The 19,587-nt window shown below is 34.1% G+C and carries 17 protein-coding genes and 1 CRISPR repeat array; of the genes, 14 read left to right on the top strand and 3 right to left on the bottom strand.

The window, feature by feature from the left end; translation table 11 throughout:
• The first annotated feature begins 24 nt into the window (after positions 1-24).
• The 7 genes from B6D18_RS06620 to B6D18_RS06590 all read left to right on the top strand — a co-directional run bounded on the left by B6D18_RS06620 (position 25) and on the right by B6D18_RS06590 (position 6,858).
• Positions 25-1,275 carry a Fe-S-containing protein gene (locus B6D18_RS06620; protein WP_086363725.1) on the top strand — a complete coding sequence of 417 codons (1,251 nt, stop codon included), beginning with the start codon at positions 25-27 and terminating at the stop codon, positions 1,273-1,275.
• A 22-nt stretch (positions 1,276-1,297) separates the two neighbouring features.
• Positions 1,298-2,584: an ABC transporter permease gene (locus B6D18_RS06615; protein WP_086363724.1), complete on the top strand. Its 1,287-nt coding sequence runs from the start codon at positions 1,298-1,300 to the stop codon at positions 2,582-2,584.
• Between the two features lie 16 nt (positions 2,585-2,600).
• Entirely contained in the window at positions 2,601-3,740 is a 1,140-nt protein-coding gene (locus tag B6D18_RS06610; RefSeq protein ID WP_198221960.1) for an FtsX-like permease family protein, read from the top strand.
• An 11-nt stretch (positions 3,741-3,751) separates the two neighbouring features.
• On the top strand, positions 3,752-4,411 hold the full coding sequence (locus B6D18_RS06605) for an ABC transporter ATP-binding protein (RefSeq protein WP_065563564.1): 660 nt from the start codon (positions 3,752-3,754) through the stop codon (positions 4,409-4,411).
• A 20-nt stretch (positions 4,412-4,431) separates the two neighbouring features.
• On the top strand, positions 4,432-4,899 hold the full coding sequence (locus tag B6D18_RS06600) for a DUF4418 family protein (protein WP_158092536.1): 468 nt from the start codon (positions 4,432-4,434) through the stop codon (positions 4,897-4,899).
• Positions 4,900-4,981: 82 nt separating this feature from the next.
• Positions 4,982-6,193: an ABC transporter permease gene (locus B6D18_RS06595; protein ID WP_086363721.1), complete on the top strand. Its 1,212-nt coding sequence runs from the start codon at positions 4,982-4,984 to the stop codon at positions 6,191-6,193.
• Complete coding sequence (locus tag B6D18_RS06590; RefSeq protein WP_086363720.1) at positions 6,193-6,858, top strand: ABC transporter ATP-binding protein; 666 nt, start codon at positions 6,193-6,195, stop codon at positions 6,856-6,858. The genes B6D18_RS06595 and B6D18_RS06590 overlap by 1 nt, the downstream gene beginning before the upstream one ends.
• A gap of 25 nt (positions 6,859-6,883) precedes the next feature.
• Here B6D18_RS06590 and B6D18_RS06585 read toward each other — a convergent pair whose 3' ends face one another.
• Positions 6,884-7,465: a nucleoside triphosphate pyrophosphatase gene (locus tag B6D18_RS06585; RefSeq protein ID WP_086363719.1), complete on the bottom strand. Its 582-nt coding sequence runs from the start codon at positions 7,463-7,465 to the stop codon at positions 6,884-6,886.
• A 1,267-nt stretch (positions 7,466-8,732) separates the two neighbouring features.
• Here B6D18_RS06585 and B6D18_RS06580 point away from each other — a divergent pair.
• The 5 genes from B6D18_RS06580 (at position 8,733) to B6D18_RS06555 (ending at position 12,939) form a co-directional block, all read left to right on the top strand.
• The gene (locus B6D18_RS06580) at positions 8,733-9,161 is read left to right on the top strand and encodes a universal stress protein (RefSeq protein ID WP_086359808.1); all 429 of its coding nucleotides are present in this window, start codon (positions 8,733-8,735) and stop codon (positions 9,159-9,161) included.
• Positions 9,162-9,200: 39 nt separating this feature from the next.
• Positions 9,201-10,166: a hypothetical protein gene (locus tag B6D18_RS06575; protein ID WP_086363718.1), complete on the top strand. Its 966-nt coding sequence runs from the start codon at positions 9,201-9,203 to the stop codon at positions 10,164-10,166.
• A gap of 34 nt (positions 10,167-10,200) precedes the next feature.
• Positions 10,201-10,695, top strand: coding sequence for a hypothetical protein (locus B6D18_RS06570; RefSeq protein ID WP_086363717.1), 495 nt, complete (start codon positions 10,201-10,203; stop codon positions 10,693-10,695).
• Positions 10,696-11,137: 442 nt separating this feature from the next.
• Positions 11,138-11,518, top strand: coding sequence for a VOC family protein (locus tag B6D18_RS06560; RefSeq protein ID WP_086363715.1), 381 nt, complete (start codon positions 11,138-11,140; stop codon positions 11,516-11,518).
• A gap of 612 nt (positions 11,519-12,130) precedes the next feature.
• Positions 12,131-12,518: a CRISPR direct-repeat array (repeat unit 28 nt; unit sequence GTTCACTGCCGTGTAGGTAGTTTAGAAA).
• A 124-nt stretch (positions 12,519-12,642) separates the two neighbouring features.
• On the top strand, positions 12,643-12,939 hold the full coding sequence (locus tag B6D18_RS06555) for a helix-turn-helix transcriptional regulator (protein ID WP_086363714.1): 297 nt from the start codon (positions 12,643-12,645) through the stop codon (positions 12,937-12,939).
• A gap of 50 nt (positions 12,940-12,989) precedes the next feature.
• Here B6D18_RS06555 and B6D18_RS06550 read toward each other — a convergent pair whose 3' ends face one another.
• Both B6D18_RS06550 and rlmKL read right to left on the bottom strand, forming a co-directional pair.
• Positions 12,990-14,363, bottom strand: a complete 1,374-nt coding sequence (locus B6D18_RS06550; RefSeq protein ID WP_086363713.1) for an MFS transporter — start codon at positions 14,361-14,363, stop codon at positions 12,990-12,992.
• A 245-nt stretch (positions 14,364-14,608) separates the two neighbouring features.
• Entirely contained in the window at positions 14,609-16,729 is a 2,121-nt protein-coding gene (gene rlmKL, locus B6D18_RS06545; protein ID WP_086363712.1) for a bifunctional 23S rRNA (guanine(2069)-N(7))-methyltransferase RlmK/23S rRNA (guanine(2445)-N(2))-methyltransferase RlmL, read from the bottom strand.
• A 358-nt stretch (positions 16,730-17,087) separates the two neighbouring features.
• On the opposite strand from rlmKL, the gene B6D18_RS06540 reads away from it, so the two are divergent.
• Positions 17,088-18,746, top strand: a complete 1,659-nt coding sequence (locus B6D18_RS06540; protein WP_086363711.1) for a hypothetical protein — start codon at positions 17,088-17,090, stop codon at positions 18,744-18,746.
• Positions 18,747-19,042: 296 nt separating this feature from the next.
• The gene (locus B6D18_RS06535; RefSeq protein ID WP_086363710.1) at positions 19,043-19,351 is read left to right on the top strand and encodes a hypothetical protein; all 309 of its coding nucleotides are present in this window, start codon (positions 19,043-19,045) and stop codon (positions 19,349-19,351) included.
• Positions 19,352-19,587: the final 236 nt, after the last annotated feature.

Here is a 19,587-nt window from a genome sequence, read left to right as displayed (position 1 = left end):
CGTTGTAATCTTTAGGCAATCGTTATGCTCCAATATCTTATCAGTATTACCGATAATACTTTTGTACCTGTAATCATATTGGCACTTGTTAGTGCAGTGTTTGTACAGTCAAACCATTATAATGGTAAAAAATATCTTATCATTGGTTTTTTATTGGGGATGCTGGCGGCAATCATTTATGCAATATTAAAGCGTAATACCGGTATTGCTGTTCGAGAGTACTATGACCTTGGTGTGATTATTCCTTGGTGCATCATTGTCATTCCATTGCTTATCTGTTGGTCGCTCAGAAATTCGTTTCAACAACCTATTATTAAGATTCTATTGGCAGTATTAACGGCTGTTGCCATAGGGCTGATTACAGCTCAATGCTTACCGAATATTTTACTGTACCCATTTGGATTTGATGTCGGCATGGAGTCAATATTCAATAATGATTATCTGTTTAAATGGGTTGGTTATGGTTTTGCTCTGTTAATTTGTGGTTTAATTGGCTGGTTGATTTATCGCCTTTGCGCTAGGTTATCAATTCGATTGGTGATGGTGATTGCAACATTTGCCATTATTATCTTTACTATTCAAAATGCTATTAATCTACTACAAATATTAATTGTCAGACGATTTATCTCACCGCAACAGTGGATGATGGATCTGGTGATTTTTATTTTAGCGCATGTCAACTTGTTTACTTTTATCTTTATGGTGTTGGTCTTACTACTCACTGTTTTATTATATACCAAAGCAAAAACCACCTCGCTGGTTGGTAATAACCCAGCTCAAATACGCAAACTTAAAGCAAGTTTACGCCGTGATCGTCGTACATCATTGTTGTTAATGGCGGGAGTGGCTATTACAGCCTACACCGTCACTCGTGCTCGTTATATATTTGAAAAAGGGGTCGAGCTCACTCCCGCTGAACCAGTTACGCTAAATGCTGATGGTTTAGTTGTTATTCCATTAGAACAAGTTAATGATGGCAATTTGCATCGTTATGGTTATCAAACAACCGATGGCACGTTAGTAAGATTTATTGTGATTAAGAAAAGCGAAAATGCTTATGGGGTTGGTTTTGATGCTTGTGATATTTGTGGGGCAAGTGGTTATTATCAACGAGGAAATCAAGTTGTCTGTAGTTTATGTGATGTCGTGATGAATATTGCGACTATTGGTTTTTCTGGTGGTTGTAATCCCGTTCCACTTAAATATGAGATTTTAGATGGCAATATGATTATTCGACCTACCCATCTTGAAGTTGAAAAAAGTCGTTTTAAGTAAATGGTTTTAAAAGGAAGAAAATATGTTTCGTAGAATGTTACTTAGCGTGTTAGTTCGTCAAAAAAAGAAGCTATTTTTAATTGCCTTAACCGTTGCTTTAGGTGTTTCGTTGGCGACAGCCATGTTAAATGTAATGTTTGATGTTGGTGATAAAGTTAATCAAGAATTAAAGGCCTACGGTGCTAACTTAAATATCGTACCCAAAGGGGCTGCATTGGTTAATGAGTTATATCAACTGGATAATGTTGATACACAAGCTGCTATTCAATATATCAAGCAAGATGATTTAGTAAAGATTAAGATGATTTTCTGGGCATATAATATTGTTGATTTTGCACCTTATCTTACTACACAAGTAACAGTTAATGATAAACCAGTTACCCTAGTTGGAACTTGGTTTAATAAACATCTGACTATTCCAACTGGTGATGAAGTTGACACTGGTATGTTAGCTATGAAGTCATGGTGGTCAATTGAAGGCAACACTATGAAGGATGATAATTTGCAAGGTGTAATGGTGGGTGAGACTATTGCCACGCAATTGAATCTAAAACTAGGCGATAACCTTGAACTAACTTCACCAATAACGAATAAAAAAATTACTTTAACTGTAAATAATATCTTCCATAGCGGAGGAATCGAAGATGCTCAGCTTTATGTGTCACTTCCTGTCGCGCAAAACCTAGCTAATAAAAATGGTTTGGTTGAACGTGTAGAGGTGAGTGCATTAACCACGCCTGAAAATGATTTAGCCCGTAAAGCTGCACAAGACCCAAATAGTTTATCACGAACCGAATGGGATACATGGTATTGTACCGCTTATATTAGTTCGATAGCTTATCAATTGGAAGAGTTAATGCCCGATGTTAGAGTTAAAGCAATTATGCAAATCGCTGAATCAGAAGGATCGATCTTACAAAAAACGCAGTTATTAATGCTATTGTTAACTGTTTTATCCTTAATCTGCTCGGCGCTAGCAATATCCAATTTAGTTACTGCCAATGTGATTGAGCGTAGTACTGAAATTGGTTTATTAAAAGCGTTAGGGGCAACGAATATTTCGGTAGCCCTGTTAATCCTTACTGAAATACTGATCATTGCTTTACTCGGGGGGATGGTTGGTTATTTTGTCGGTCTTGGCTTTGCGCAAATTATTGGGCAAACGGTATTTGGTTCGTTTGTTGAACCTAAGATGATTATTATTCCACTGGTGTTAATTATGGTAAGCATGATTACGTTATTAGGCAGTTTACCGGCATTACGTATTATGATGTTTTTACGCCCAACCGATGTGTTGCATGGTCGGTAAGTGAGGCTAAATGATGATGAATAAAAATCAACGCTTTATTTTAAAAACGCTGCTTAGTTCGTTAATTCGCCGTCGTTCCCGGATTGCTATTGCGTTACTCGGTGTAGCGATAGGAGCCACGGTTTTACTTGGTATGGTTACACTTTGTTATGATATTCCAAGACAAATGGGACAAGAGTTTCGCTCTTATGGTGCTAATCTGCTGTTGATGCCGGCTAATAATCAACCTACCATGCCAATGGCGGAAGTAAAAAAAGCTGTTAGCTTACTCCCGCAAGATAAGCTATTAGGGGTTACCCCATTTCGTTATGACTCTATCCGCAGTAATCAACAGCCTTATACCATTGTCGGCACGCAGTTTGATCAAGTTATCAATACTAGCCCTTATTGGAAAATAGAAGGTGAAGTGCCGAAAAATCCAAATGAAATTATGATCGGTACCGATATTGCCCATTTTGCTAAGCTTAGCATTGGTAGTACCATACCAATTTCAGGAAAATCTAAACAAAATTCGCGCTTCGATGAAGAATTAACTATTACCGGCATCGTCAAAACCGGTCGAGCTGAGGATAACTTTATCTTTATTGAACTCAATGATCTTGAAACGTTACTCGAAGAAAACAATCAAGCCGAAGTGGTCGAAATAAGTATTACGGCAACGCAAGATGAGTTACAGCGCTATATTCAAACCATTAAAGATAATTCCAGCTCGGTCGACCCCCATCTTATAAAATGGGTAACACAATCGGAAGCATCGGTGCTCGGTAAACTATCATCTTTACTCTATTTGGTCACACTAGTGGTGTTAATTTTGACGATGATCTGTGTTGCCACCACGATGATGACCGTCGTTATGGAGCGCCGTAAAGAGATTGGTCTGAAAAAGGCTATTGGTGCAACCAATAAAAGTATTGCCAAAGAATTTTTAGCCGAAGGATTAATCTTAGGTATTGTCGGTGGTGTGATTGGAGTAATTTGTGGTCTGATTTTTGCCCAAGTAATCAGTGCTAATGTATTTGGGCGGTCAATTGTAATTGAATTTTATTTAATACCAACAACGATTATTATTTCGGCTGTGGTAACCATTATTGCGTGTTTAATTCCAGTAAAACGAGCACTTGAAGTTGAACCAGCATTAGTTTTACGTGGCGAATAGGATAGTAAAGTATGAATATGCTCGAAGTGAATAATGTATCTAAAATCTATGGCTCATTACATGCCTTGTCTGAAGTTAACTTAACCGTTGAAGAGGGTAAATGGTTATCTATTATGGGACCATCAGGCAGTGGTAAAACAACCTTAATGAATATTATTGGTTGTATGGATAAACCGTCATTAGGCTCTGTGATTTTAGATGGACAAGATATCACCCAGTTGTCATTACCACAGCTGACGGAAATTCGCCGTGATAAGATTGGTCTAATCTTTCAACAATTCCATCTTGTTTCCTATTTAACTGCATTAGAAAACGTAATGGTGGCGCAATATTATCACAGTATGGTAGATGAAAAAGAAGCCTTACAAGCATTAGAACGAGTTGGACTTGCGGCACGGGCCAAACATTTACCGCGCCAATTATCTGGTGGTGAACAGCAAAGGGTCTGTATTGCCAGAGCACTAATTAATTATCCAAAACTGATTTTAGCTGATGAGCCAACTGGTAACTTAGATGAAAGTAATGAAGCAATGGTTATGAACTTACTACATCAACTTCACGAAGAAGGAAGTACAATCATCGTTGTTACGCATTCGCCTGAAGTATCAAAACATGCGCAGACTACGGTGGTTCTTGAACATGGTAAGGTAGCAAGTATTATCAATAATTAATGATTAAAGGGTCTATATTTATGAAAAATCGCATTGTTTCATCTGTATTGTTTATATTCATCGGGGCGCTACTTATTTTATTTCCGCTTTATATTTTACCTGTCTGCCCGTTACCTGATGCGCAAACTATACCTGCTACAACGATGGCAGGGGATGGGCATATGCATTCAACTCCAGGTAAAATCATGAAATGCTTTTGGACTGCAAGGGCAGAAATTGGTATTGGTAGTTTAGTGATTGCAATTGGTGCGTTAGTACTATTTAGTCGCTCACTATTTGTCCGTATGGGATTGAGTATGGCGTTAGCTTGCACTGCAGTTTTAGCGGCAGCTATTCCAACTATTTTAATCGGTGTCTGTGGCAATGAGATGATGCGTTGTAATATGGGTGCCAAACCTGCACTGATTTTATTAGCTATCGTTTTAGTAATTGCAGCAATTAGCAATGTGCTCTATTTGAATAAACACGTGAATAAACAAATAAGATAAACAGTATTAAGAAAGCATTAGCAATCAACATTAGTCAACGCCAACTTTAATACAACAAGATATAGAAAACGAGAACCAAAACATGCAAGAAAAACCGATTACTATAGCAAATTTGGCATGGCGAAACATTCAAAGACGACCATTTCGGAGTTGTTGTTTGATTATCATTATTATGCTGTTTTCCGCTACGCTATTTGGCGGTAGCGTGTTAATGAAAAATCTGAGTTTAGGTATTTCCGGTATGGCTAATCGTTTAGGCGCGGATATTCTTGTTGTACCTTACGGTTATGAAAAAAATCTTGAAGTTGCATTGTTACGTGGTGAACCAAGCAGTTTTTATCTAAAAGCGGATTTGATGGATAAAATTAAAGTAATCAAAGGGGTTAAAGCTGTCTCCCCCCAACTGTTTATCGCTTCATTGAATGCTGGTTGCTGTACCTCTAAAGTACAACTTATTGGTTTTGATCAGCAAAGTGATTTTGTGATCAAACCGTGGTTGCAAACGCAGTTAAGCCAACCATTGATCGATAATCAGGTAGTTGTTGGTAGCAAAATTACCGCCAATGTAGGTGAAGAAATTAAGTTTTTTAATCATCCATTTAAAGTCGCAGCCAAAATGGATAGTACCGGAATGGGCTTTGATACCTCTGTATTTATGACAATTCCTACGGCACAATTACTGATGAAAGAAGCGAACCTAATTGAAGGCGATACTGAACACTTTGCTAACTATGTATCATCAATTTTTGTTAAAGTCGATCCTGATTATCAGCCTAAAGATGTTGTTAATCAGATGATGCCGAAATATGCTATTGACTACAATATTGATTTTGTGATGACCAAAGGCATGTTAAGTAATATTTCCAAGTGGCTAAATGGTTTTTCAACTATTGTCTATAGTTTATCGGCAATTTTCTGGGTACTGGCGATTATTGTCATCTTTGTGATATTTTCATCATCACTTAATGAACGTAAACGTGAAATAAGTCTATTACGTATTTTAGGCGCTTCACGTAGTGATCTGGTTAAAATGTTACTGCGAGAATCGCTTATTATTAGCGCTTTAGGTGGTATTGCAGGTATTGTGATTGCTGGTGTATTGATTTATGCCTTTAGCTTATTGATTTGCCAGTCGATAGGTTTGCCATGTATGAACATTTCCATTACTGACGGATTTATTTATGCATTAATGGTATTTATGTTGACGTTAATTATTGGTCCACTGTCTAGTATTTATTCGGCATTGTCGTTGACTAAATTTGATACTTATCAAACATTAAGAGAGGGTGAATAATGTTATTGGATGTCAAAAACCTTCGCAAAGATTATCAACGTGGTTCGCAACATTTCTCAGCGGTAAATAATGTTAGTTTTTCAATGGCACGAACCGATTTTATCAGTATTATGGGCAAATCAGGCAGTGGTAAAACAACGTTACTTAATATGATTGCTGGGTTATTGACCCCGACTCAAGGTAAAATTACCATTAATGGTACCAACTTATTTGAACTTGATGATAAACAGGTATCAGCATTTCGTAATCAAAATATTGGCTACATTCCACAAGGTAGTAGTTTATTACCCAATTTAACCGCACTGGAAAATATTCGCTTACCATTTTATTTAACTAAACGGGAAAACCAATCTAGCTTAAATTATGCACTGGAGCTGCTTGAAAAGGCTAAAATTGGCTACTTAAAAGATACTTATCCTGCGAATATGTCGGGAGGAGAAATGCGTCGAATTGCTATTTTACGTGCGCTGATTTGTCGACCACAATTAGTGATTGCCGATGAACCTACCAGCGATCTTGATGAAGAAAGCTCCGCACAAATTATGGCGTTATTAACCGAGATTCACCAACAAGGTACGGGACTATTAATTGTTACTCATGATAATGATGTAGCAAATTACAGCCAAAGAAAGTTAAAAATGTCCTCGGGTAGATTAATTGATTAATTTACCTTTATGGCTTTATTATTAATTATAAGAGTAGTGGATTACAGCCCATATCGATCATAATTTTATTTAACTTTATGAGCGGTAATCCAACTAATGAATTAATATCATCACCTTCAAGCTTATCAAAAAGGGTGATACCTAATTCATCACATTTAAAACTACCAGCACATTGTAGTGGCATCTCTTTAGCGATATAAGCATCAATTTCTGCATCTGTTAACTGGCGAAAAGTAACCTTAAACGGTTCACAAATTGTTTGCGATTGGCCAGTACGAGTATGAATGACGGTCATTCCGGTATAAAAGTAAAACGCTTTGCCACTGCTATTTCTCAATTGTTGTTGGGCATTTTCAATGGTATGTGGTTTGCAAACAATCTGATCATCCAATACACCTACTTGGTCAGAACCAATAATCAAACTATCAGGATAATTAGCCACTAACGACTGTGCTTTGGCATTAGCTAAACGCACCACCAATTGCTGTGCACTTTCATTTAGCAAAGGCGTTTCATCACAAACGGGTGGTACACACTCAAACGGAATGGCTAATTTTTCCAATACTTTTTTACGTGATAGCGATGTCGATGCTAAGATAATTCTCATTGCAACTATTCTCTTAAGATTCATGGGGAAAGATGAGCATTAAAACCGATATGACCGTAATAATCAACTATCAGTTGTGTTATAAAGTTATCCAGCAACGATGGTCAGTTTGATTTTGGGTTTATTGTCTCAATGGCTTATCAATGACTTTTTTCGATATGTTTTATTAACTACTAAATCAGTTAAACTACAAGAAATTGCAACAAATCTTTGTTCATTGAATTTTAGACTGCTGTTTGGTGGCTATTTCAATACCGCGGTTACGTCCGAGCAAAGAGGGTTTACGCGACCCCTTTTTACCAACTCCCGCGGCGACCACGCAAGTGGTCACGATGTGACGGCCTTCCGCCATCGTTCGCTGTTAACGCACCGGCTGTATTTGTTCCAGACAAAGCGCAGCCTTGCCAAACTTCCCTGTTTGTCATGCTAATCTCATTTTGTTGTCAGCACTTTGCTAATGTCGCTAGATTGAACTCACCGAACAGATTGATAAAAATAAATTTTTATTATTGGCACTAGCTAATATTATAGTTAATTTTAGTGATTTATCGGATGGATTTTAAGCTCAAAAAACCCCTTTCCTCAAATTTTTTTATTTGGTGAGTTTCGGACGTTTTGTTGTTTGGTGGTTATTTATAAATGGCGGTTACGTCCGAGCAAAGAGGGTTTACGCGCCCCCTTTTTACCAACTCCCGCGGCGACCACGTAAGTGGTGACGTTGTGACTTCCTTCCGCCATCGTTCGCTGTTAACGCACCGGCTGTATTTGTTCCAGACAAAGCGCAGCCTTGTCAAACTTCCCTGTTTGTCATGCTAATCTCACTTTGTTGTCAGCACTTTGCTAATGTCGTTAAATAAGATTCACCAGACTTTTCAGCAAGAAATAAACTTTTATATTTAAAGCTAATTAATTTTAGTTTTATGACTAATTTCGGAGAGATGATGGGATGTTTTAAGCTTTAAAAACCCCGTTCCTCATCTGAAAACGACGTTTATTGCTTATTGGTTGATGTTGAGCTAATAAGTAAAGACTAAATAACAATATCGTTTGTTTTACCGTTACTTTGAGGTCATGATGATAAATAATGTTTGCTATAGTTGATCTCTGTCATGATTTTGCAAAAAAATTATTTCAATCTTTTATATTCACGTTAGGATAGTTATGTAACAACTGGATTTCATTTAAAATTAGTATCATACTGAACCAATACCATTGGCCTTCACCAATAAAATGGTAAAGCCAAGTTTAAATATTGTGAGGAGGCGTTATGTACAAAAAAATATTAGTTCCGATTGATGTGCTTGAAGATGAATTAACTCAAAAAGTGATCCCTCATGTTGAGTGTCTAGCAAAATTATCTAATGCACAAGTTATCTTCTTTCATACCTTACCAGTTGCATCGGCTATTGTGAATGCTTACTCATTTGGTTTTGATGAGTTTAAAGATCAAGCTACTGTACAAACAGAACAGTGGTTACATCGTTTGATTGATACAATTAATCTACCACAGGAAAATTTATCTTTTTCAATCGCTTTTGGTAATCCAAGAGATGAGATCTTACATCTAGCCGAAGAAATTGAACCAGATCTTATTATTTTAGGTTCAAGACGCCCTAATATCTCAACACACTTGCTGGGTTCAAATGCCTCAGGAGTGGTACGAGGTGCGAAAACATCAGTGTTAGTTGTACGTTAGTTGTACATAAAGTTGAATCAATGGTGATAGATAAGAATTATGATCTTTAGGAATATTTTTTATAGTTTTTTAATCTTATTTAGTTTTTCTGTAAATGCTGACGTATTTAATCGTCAGGATATTTCGACGATTACTATTCATAATATTCTTGGTTATGATTTTCAAAAATCCTTAATTCTTAAAATAACCGCTGATTCAATTTTTATCCCTCATGGATTTTGTAATGATAAAGAATGTCCTATAGATGGTCAGGATATAGAGTATCTAGGACATCATGATATTTTTAAATTTGTTCCTGAGGAATATTTAATAAGATCAAACTATATTAATCCAATGTCATATGATGGTATGGGTACAACTAAATTAGAAATTTGTATTGTAGATGGTCGTTGTCATTCATGGAATTATGGAGAGTTTGATGATAAAGAGATGATACTTTTTTATGATAAATTGAAACAAATACGAACTGGTAAAAGTGAATATCAATTTCATCCGAAAACTATCCCGCCATTGACTAAAGTAATTTTTGATAAAAAAAAACTGACATCAATTAATCTATATCAATTAATTGCTTACCCTTTTAATGAAGTGCTGTTATATACAATTACAGCTGATTCAATAACTGAATATCCTTTCACAAAATGTTATCTAATCAATAGTGAACTTGAATGTGATGTAAAAAGTAAAAGTATTCAGTACCGAGATAAATATAATATTTTTAAGGCTTTTCCAACTTTATTCTTATCAGGCTCTAATTTTGTTGATCTTAGGGAATATGGTGGAGGAGATAATAATTTCTTTGCATTGTTCAAAGTAGAAGGTTGTTTTACTGATGGTCATTGCAATATATGGGAATTTTATGATGTGAATCGCAATATTGATGATTTTTTTTATCGCTATCATGATGATATTACTAATCGTTATAATGATGATGAAACAAAAGAATTTCTAAGCAAAATAATGCAACTTTATTACGATACACTAAAAAGTAATACTAAAAATTAATAGTAAGAAAATAAAAGGGGGAATAGAAATAATAATGAAAACAAAGATATTTTTGGGTTGGTTATTTATTTTTTCCAGTTTTATTGTTAACGCCAAAATATTCGATACTTATAACGCAAGAATGATTATCTATGATTCAACACCGGAAGCACCGGTTGGAAGAATGCGCTTTGAAATAACTGAAAACTATATTGTTAAATATGCAACATTAACTTGTATTCGAAACGATAATGTTAGTCGCTGCACAGCTAATGAGCCTGACAGTAAATACACTGGTTATCATAATCTTTTTCAATTAATTCCTGAAAGATATTTAAGAAGTGATGAATATTATAATATGCAAGAATATGATGGGCCTGGTTATAAGATTTATATTAATGCTAGTTTAGATAGTATGGTAAACAATTTATTTAGCTCTAATACGCCAGATCGTAAAGATAAAGATGTCGCAGAATTTTTGGATAAAATCGATCAACTTTTAACAGGTAAAACTGAATATCAATTTGAACCTATCATGATTGATAAATAAAATAATTTAAGTATTTTTTTGCCCCTTTTTAGTATGCCAGTAAAATTGGTTGTACCTATCCGTAATAATATTACTATAATGAAGTTTGATAGAGATGGTATTACTGAAATTGTTTTGAAAAATTGTCAAAGTCAGATAATGAAAAAATATTTTGGTTTAACTATCAGGGATAATAAACAGAGCGGGCTTCATATCTGTATACATTATCTGAAAAAAGTTCTGAGCAATCATTTAAAGTTAATATCAGGATTAAGTCTGATATTCTTTTATCAGAAACAGCTTTAGATAATATTTAAAAATTTTGTTTTGTTTGATCAATTTGTTAATTCATATATTAAGTTTGATAATAATTATTTAATCGATAAAATTATTGCAAATCAAATAATCAATATAGTTTCAATATATACTCTTTTTTTAGATTAGCTAGAAAGGATAGATACTGATGAAAATTAAAAATATCGATCATTTTGTCATTACTAGTCATGATCTCACTAAAAGCATTGCATTTTATCAAGATATTTTAGAATTGAAACATGTCGAACGCAACGGACGCCATGCTTTTGTTTTTGGCAATCAAAAAATCAATATTCATGCTAAAAAAGGCGAGTTTCAACCAGCGGCATTACACCCAGAATATGGAAGCCAAGATTTCTGTTTAATTGTTGAAGACGATATTGAAAGCGTAAAAAAAGAAATTATAAAAAAAGGTTATCCGATTGTAGAAGGGATTGTTGAACGACATGGTGCTAAAGGCAATATCAAAAGTCTATATCTAAGAGATCCAGATGGAAATCTTGTCGAACTAGCTAACTATTGTAATTGAAGTTAATACTGATCGACCAAACTTAAATAATTGGCTATCTAAATATAAAAATTTGAGGAAAGGGGTTTTTAAAGCTTAAAATCAATCCGATAAATCACTAAAACCAGTTATCTCATTAGCTAGGGCCAATAATAAAAGTTTATTTTGATAAATCAGTTTAGTGCTTCTCATTTAGCGACATTAGCAATGTGCTGACAACAAAGTGAGATTAGCATGGCAAACACGGATGTTTGACAAGGCTGCGCTTTGTCTGAAACAAATACAGCCGGTGCGTTAACAGCGAACGATGGCGGAAGGCAGTCACCTTGTGACCACTTGCGTGGTCGCCGCGGGAGTTGGTAAAGAGGGTTCGCGCAAACCCTCTTTACTCGGACGTAACCTCTGTATTGAAATAGCCACCAAACAACAAAACGTCCGAAACTCACTGAATAAAAAAATTTGAGGAACGGGGTTTTTGAAGACTAAAAATATCCAATCACTAACCCTTTTTTTTGACTTAAAATAAAATCTTTAAAAATCAATATATTGATAAATAGCTCAAAAAAAGGGTTTTTATTGGTAAAAATAGACTTTGCCTTTTTGCCAACAACATTTATAGTATATCGGGTTCTAGTTCACTGCCGTGTAGGTAGTTTAGAAATATCACAGATAGAATTGAATCATTAATACCTGGTTCACTGCCGTGTAGGTAGTTTAGAAATTGCCGAATATCGAGATCAACGTTTTTAGTATGTTCACTGCCGTGTAGGTAGTTTAGAAAGTCTTGTTCTGCCCAAGAATAAGGGAAACGAGGTTCACTGCCGTGTAGGTAGTTTAGAAAAGCCTGCGGCAACAAAAGTATTGGGTAAATTCGTTCACTGCCGTGTAGGTAGTTTAGAAATCATAGCGCAACATTAATTCTGTATGTTCGTTGTTCACTGCCGTGTAGGTAGTTTAGAAATCAATAAATGAAATTGGTTTTTGAATTGAGGTGTTCACTGCCGTGTAGGTAGATTAAAATTAGCCAAAATTATAACGCCCGAAATCCATCAAACTAGAAAAGTTTAGCAAAGGAGTTTTTTAAGGTGAATAAACTTATCACATGCTATAATCATTTTCACTCATAATTAAACTCTACACCTATTATGAATAATAATTCAATTGACAACAAACTAAATGAAAAAATGGTGCTTATTTTCAAAGCACTCTCTGATCCAGTTAGAATTGAAATAATTAAATATTTAAAAAACATAAGAACGGAGGTCATTTGTGGTGAAATAGGCCAAGCGGTTGGTATCAGTAAACCTTCGGGAACTTATCATTTTAAGTTATTACAACAATCTGAATTAATTAATGTAAGAAAAAGTGCTAGAGAAAAATATATAGAACTGAATAAATCAACATTTGATAAATATGTTACAGGTTTTTTTGATAGTCTTTAAAATATTTAAATGTTGATTTAATCTTATATTTACTGCTAGAGGGTTATTAACTATTGTAATTTATTCCTTGTTGATAATTTGAGTGAAAAAACTATCCCTAATAACGATATTACTCCTGTGGTGATAATTACCGCATCGAATCCTTGGGCAAAAGCTAGCGAATTAGTTATTCCGCCAAAAATATTGAATATAATTACTGATATTGTTGTGCCTATGGCACCGCCAAATAAGCGAAATATATTATATATTCCAGATGCTTTTCCTAAATATATTGGCTCAACAGCACTTAATACTGATTTTTGCAGAGCTGGTCCAGCCATTGAAAGCCCCATACCGGCGATCATTAAAGGTATTGCCATAGCTATATATGAATTAGTTAAATTAACTAAAAAAATAATTAGCAAATAACCGATTCCCTGTAAAAACAATCCTAGTGTTGCAATAGTCTTTTCACCAAATTTATCTACAGCGTTGCCTGCAAATGGTGCTATTACTACTAATGTTGCTGTCCAGGGTAATAATTGTAACCCAGCCATCAGTGGATTAGTTTTTTCAAATACTAAGAAATATTGAGGTAAAAAGAATAATACGCCAAACATAGATGCATATAATAAAAAAGTTGCGATATTACCGTTAGTGAATACTTTTGAATGAAATAATATCAACGGAATCATAGGGGTAGTAGTCATTTTTTGTCTAATGATAAATAAAATACCAAGTACTAGACAAGATAAGCCGGTAATAGTCGTTATAATGTGCGAGGTTTGTGTCGTTATTTCTGATAATGACCATATTATTCCCGCTGAAGAGATGGTGATAAGTAGAAAATCAGTAAAGTTCAATTTATCTTCTTTGCCTTTGCTTTCAGGTAATAATCTATGGGCAAAATAGATTGTTATTATACCTATAGGTAAATTAATCCAAAATATCCATTGCCAAGATAAAGTAGCGACAATAAACCCACCTAAAACAGGCCCAACAATAAGCGCTAAACCACCAATCCCACTCCATATTCCCAATGCTTTTCCACGTATATTTGCGGGTAATGAATGGGTTAAAATAGCCATTGACATTGGCGTCATAACACAAGCACCAACAGCTTGTATCATTCTAGAAATGATTAATTCAATAATATTATTCGATAAAGCACAAAATATGGAAGCGATAGTGAAAATAGCGATACCAATAAGATAGACTTTTTTTCTGCCTATTTTTTCGCCTAGTGAAACACCAACAAGTAATAATGCCGCTATGGTTATATTATAAATATTCAACAACCACTGTAATAAATTAACTGATATTTGAAAATTATTCCGTATTGCAGTAGTGGCTGTGGTGACTATCATTGAATCTATCATTGACATGAAAAATCCTAATGAAGTTAAAATAATAATAGCTGATGAATTGACCTTTTTTTCTTGCATTTTATTAACCTTTTGCTTTGCTATACTTAGCTAAAATAGGACTTTCAATGTATATGTTTAATGTATTGGCCTATGTGTAAACTAGCTTTTTTGATTTATAGTTTTATAGTTCATTAGTTATTTAACTATTTTATCATCTTAATTAAAACAAACAGAATAATCAATAGTAGATTGCAAAGATCAATTTGATTTAAGTAATAATATAAGTGGTAAGAAGTTACCGCCTTGCGGCGGTATTTTATTTATTATTGATGTTTAACAATAAAACAGCAGTGGATCTGTTTATTGCGTTTAAAATCGAGCGATAAAGTTTTATCGGTGATATCTTGAAATGTTAGCCCTAGTTTTTGCATACCATCGGCATCTATTTTGAACCCACGTTTATTGTTCGAAAATACTATTATACCATTTGGTCTGAGCAAACGTTTTAAATCATTCATTAATTTTAGATGATCACGCTGAACATCAAAGGTATCGTTCATTCGTTTAGAATTAGAAAATGTCGGCGGGTCGATAAAAATCAGATCAAATTGTTCATCTGCTTGAGATAAATAAAGTAAGCAGTCTGCTTGTATTAATCTATGGTTTTTACCGGTTAAGCCATTTTGTTTTAAATTGCGATCAGCCCACTCTAAATAGGTACGAGACATATCAACAGTTGTGGTCGATTTAGCTTTACCAAGACCAGCATAAACTGTAGCACTACCTGTATAAGCAAATAGATTTAAAAAGTCTTTTCCGGCACTCATTTGGCCAATCATTTTTCTGGCTAAGCGGTGATCCAAAAATAATCCAGTATCTAAATAATCCACTACGTTAACCCAAAACTGAGTTTGTTTATTGTTAATTGGATATTCATGGACTAAAAAATAATCCTGTTTTTGTCCGAGTTTTTGATATTGTTGTTTACCTTTCTGTTTTTCGCGAGTTTTTAGTACCAACTGATCAGCGGTTAGTTCTAGTACAGACATGGTCGCATTGATAATATCAAAAAGTCTTTGTCGAGTTTTTTGTGGATCGATATTTTTGGGTGCAGCATATTCTTGTACTACAATTTTGTCTTTGTAACGATCAATAGCCACGTTATATTCAGGTAAATCTGCATCATAAAGACGATAGCATTCAAGTTGTTCTTGGCTCGCCCATTTTTCAAATCTTTGGCAATTTTTACGTAAACGATTGGCAAAATCGGCTGCGGGTAAATTTTGCTTAATGAGTGGCTGATCCGATTGGCGATCAGCGATTGAGTAATTCTTTTGTACGCAATCTAAAGGCCCATTTTTGGCTTTAAATTGTTTATCAGCCCGCATTTGTAAACAATCTAATAGTTGTGGTGTACCACTAAATAACGATAATCGCCAACCACCAAACTGTTGTTTAATTTGTCGACCTAAGGCTGAGTGCAAAGCAACTAAAGCCGGTTCGCTTTCTAACCGCTCGCCATAAGGTGGATTACTAATGATCATGCCATGTAAATTACGATCAAGTGGATTGGTTAATTGGGTTACGTCCTGCAAAGTAAAAGTAATTAAATCACCTACACCAGCATAGATAGCATTTTGCTTGGCGCGTTCTAATACCATAGGATTATTGTCATAACCGATAAAAGTGGTTTTCGTTTTTTGGACATTATGTTTAGCTTTAAAGAGTAAATCATTCCAAAGCGTCGGGTTGAATCCTTGCCAAGCAAAAAATCCCCATTGTTTACGTAACAGTCCAGGTGGAATATTAGAGGCCATCATCGCAGCTTCAATTAGTAAAGTTCCTGAACCACACATTGGATCGATAAGAGGTTCATCTGTTTGCCAGCCTGAACGGAGAATAATTGCTGCAGCTAAGTTCTCTTTTAACGGTGCTTGTCCTGTTTGCTGACGATAACCACGTTGATGTAGACTTTCACCACTTAAATCTAACGATAAGCTAACTCGATTTTTGTTTAGATAAGCATGTAAACGAATATCTGGATTTTGTTTGGCAACATTTGGGCGTTGATTGGTTTGACGCATAAAATGATCAACAATTGCATCTTTGATCTTTAATGCTCCATATTGGCTATTGCGAATAAAGTCATTTACGCCAACAAAGTTGATGATAAATGAGTTATCGACCGCAAAAATATCGCACCATTTGATATTCATCACACATGAATAGAGATCTAAGTCACTATAGATATCAAATTCGGCAATGGGTAATAGAATCCGAGAAGCCAAACGAGACCATAATAATGATTGGTACATGGTTGATTGATCAGCGTCAAAGTAGACACCACCTTGCGACACTTTACAATTTATCGCGCCAATATTTTCTAACTCTTTTTTTAATAACTCTTCAAGCCCGCGAGAGGTGCTGGCAAATAGCGTTTTCATGCATAATCCACTCAACAATAAAATTGCAGGCATTATACCGATTAATTGCAACAGTGGGAAATAGTCAAACTAAACAATCTATAAACAAAAATAATAAGAATAAAAAATTTGCAAATAATAGATATAAAGTAAAAACGTCGAAAATACTTTTTGCTCATGCTTACGATTCTTAACAAAATCCTCGTAAACAAGGTTTGCTAAATATAGCTTATTTATTTATAATTTTTTTGTTTTACAGCAAAAAAAAACTATTTGTACTAAATAAAACAAATAGATAAATAATTGTCCGTGTTGGTGTTTCAAAAGATAGTTGTTCAGATGCTATCTATAATTTAAATTCTTATCAAGAAATCTATTTATGCTAATTTTTAATAAACAATTCCGCAACATTATTGTTACATCATTAATCACTTTGTTTATTGCTATCACTTTATCATTAACAATAAATGTTAATGATGTTAATGCGTTGAGTTCATCATCAGTAAAACCAATTCATGGACATTTGCCGTATTTAACTTTTGATAATGGAATTACTAAAATTAATGATACAGATTCATTGCTTGGCATAACTTTATCTGATAATACAATTATTAGGCCAAGTAAGGATGTATCTAGTGAAGATAATCCAATAATTCTACCCAATACAGCTGATACCTTTGAAAATATACAAACTATCGTACCTTTGGCAAACAAAGGAAATAATAACTATCCAAATGTAAACCTTAATATTCTTATTAATGAACCTTATAATTATTTTATTGATGAAGATGGTGATAATGGGGCAAAAGTAACCGGAAATATTTCGATTAAATGGAAAAATTATCAATCAAGTCCAATTTATCCATATAAAATAGAGGAACGAGATATCACTGATTTAGTCAAAAATAACCCTAAAATGAAGCTTAATCCTTGTAATGGTGTCTATAAGCTTATTATAAATACGACCAATGGTCATATTAAAACTGAATATGGGTTACCAAATTATAGTGAATTTAGTGATGGAAACCATACTTATTATATCAAACCTAATGCTGAACAAGCTTTTGTATGTTATGCCCAACCTAATATAGTCTATCATTCAGGTTTTGAACTAGGATTTTATGATGGAACAACCTGGACAAATTACCAAGGTTATAGAGTATTTAATCCTTCTAATAGTGGGAATTATTCTGGTCAATCAAGTATAACTAAAAATAATTTTCCATCTACTGGTGCTGATGGTCTGTATTTTTATTTGACTTTAGCCGGCATTACCCCTGAAAAAGTTGTAGAGATAAATGGTAATATTATTAGATCTGATGAGAATAGTAACATAAGTCTAGTTCTAGAAGCAGGCAAAACAAGTTACTGGTCTGCAAGTAAATGGAGAGCCGGCTCTATAAACTCAAAAGGTAAATTTGTTGGAACTCATTGGAATAAAAGTATTGATCCAGCTGTAAAGGTGACTTTAAATGGACCAAAATTTGATTCGACAAATAAAGATTTTAAACCTGTTACATTTAAAATTTATGCCGATAAAGCGAAAAGTCAGTTATTATACGAATTTAGATTAATGCGTTGGTACATAGTGCAACCTGAAGTTGAATATGAAAATCAGATGGCAGCGATCAATTATTGTCAAAAATTAGGCGTCAATTATAGATTGCCTGATGTAAATGACTTTACTAATGCTAATGAAACTAATGTTGGTTGGTCGAATGGTTTTCCTGGACAAGGCGATAAGTATGCGCGTCAATTAAGTTATCAAGATAACGCGAGGTGGATTGGCGGATTATTTAATGAATGGGGTTGTTTAGCGAATGGAGCTAGTATCATAGGTAAAGATAAATATACAAATGGTTTATGTTCAGGTTATCCTTCTACTAATTGGGACTCTTATTATTACTGGACTAAAAGTACAGCATTAAATTCTAATGATTATGGTAAAGGTTTATTAGTGTTTTCAGGATATGGTCATCCAGTTTTATATGATGCTAGTCCGAATTATATACGTCGTGTTGCATGTGTCACCCCTTAATACACAAATTTAGACACTATATGTAAATCATGTAGTGTTAATCAATTATTGTATTATTCGCTAGCTTTTTAAACCGTAAATTTACGGTTAATCAGCAATGAGTACTTTTAAAAATATGTGACTTTTAGCATAATTTATATTTTGCATTTGAAACACAATATTTAATTAGGACAAGTGGAAATGTTTATCTCTATACCATAATTTGTTAATATGCACAGGCTTTGGTTTCAGATTAATTTTATAATAAATTATTTAATTAGTAGATTTAATTAAGCATCTTTTTGAATAGAGGTAAAATGAAAGCACTATCAATTGTTGGATTAATTTTCGCTATAATATCTATTTTTATTCCCATATTTGGTTTACTTATCGCGATGTTATGTAGTTTATTAGCATTAATTACATTCGTTAAACAACCAACTATTTCTGGTGTTATTTTTGGTATTAATATCTTTAGCACAGCATTTATGTCTCCAGTATTAACTACTATAGCTGCAGATTTGGGAATTGGTACTTATCTATTTTTTGTTAAATATCATGTAGTATTGATGTTTGTTGCTTTTATTTTATTTTTAATTTTCCGCAAAAAAAACAGTGCGACATAGTTCCCCCCACTTAGATTGAAAAATCAATTTGTTAAATCACCTTGCTAGTTTATAAAGTTTATTAAGTAATAGATTAGTAAAAGTTAATATTTACTCTATTTTTATCAATCTAATTTAACAACGCTTATAATTGATAGCGTGTATAATCAGTAAAGATTGTATAATATTTGCAACGCGAAAATAATCAATATAGGAATGTGTTAGGTATGAAAAAATTAATATATATAGTGTTATTT

This window comes from Gilliamella sp. A7 (genome assembly GCF_002142015.1).
Lineage (GTDB): Bacteria > Pseudomonadota > Gammaproteobacteria > Enterobacterales > Orbaceae > Gilliamella > Gilliamella apis_A.
Note: the sequence above shows the minus strand (reverse complement) of the source record. Positions and strands in the feature narration are given on the sequence as shown.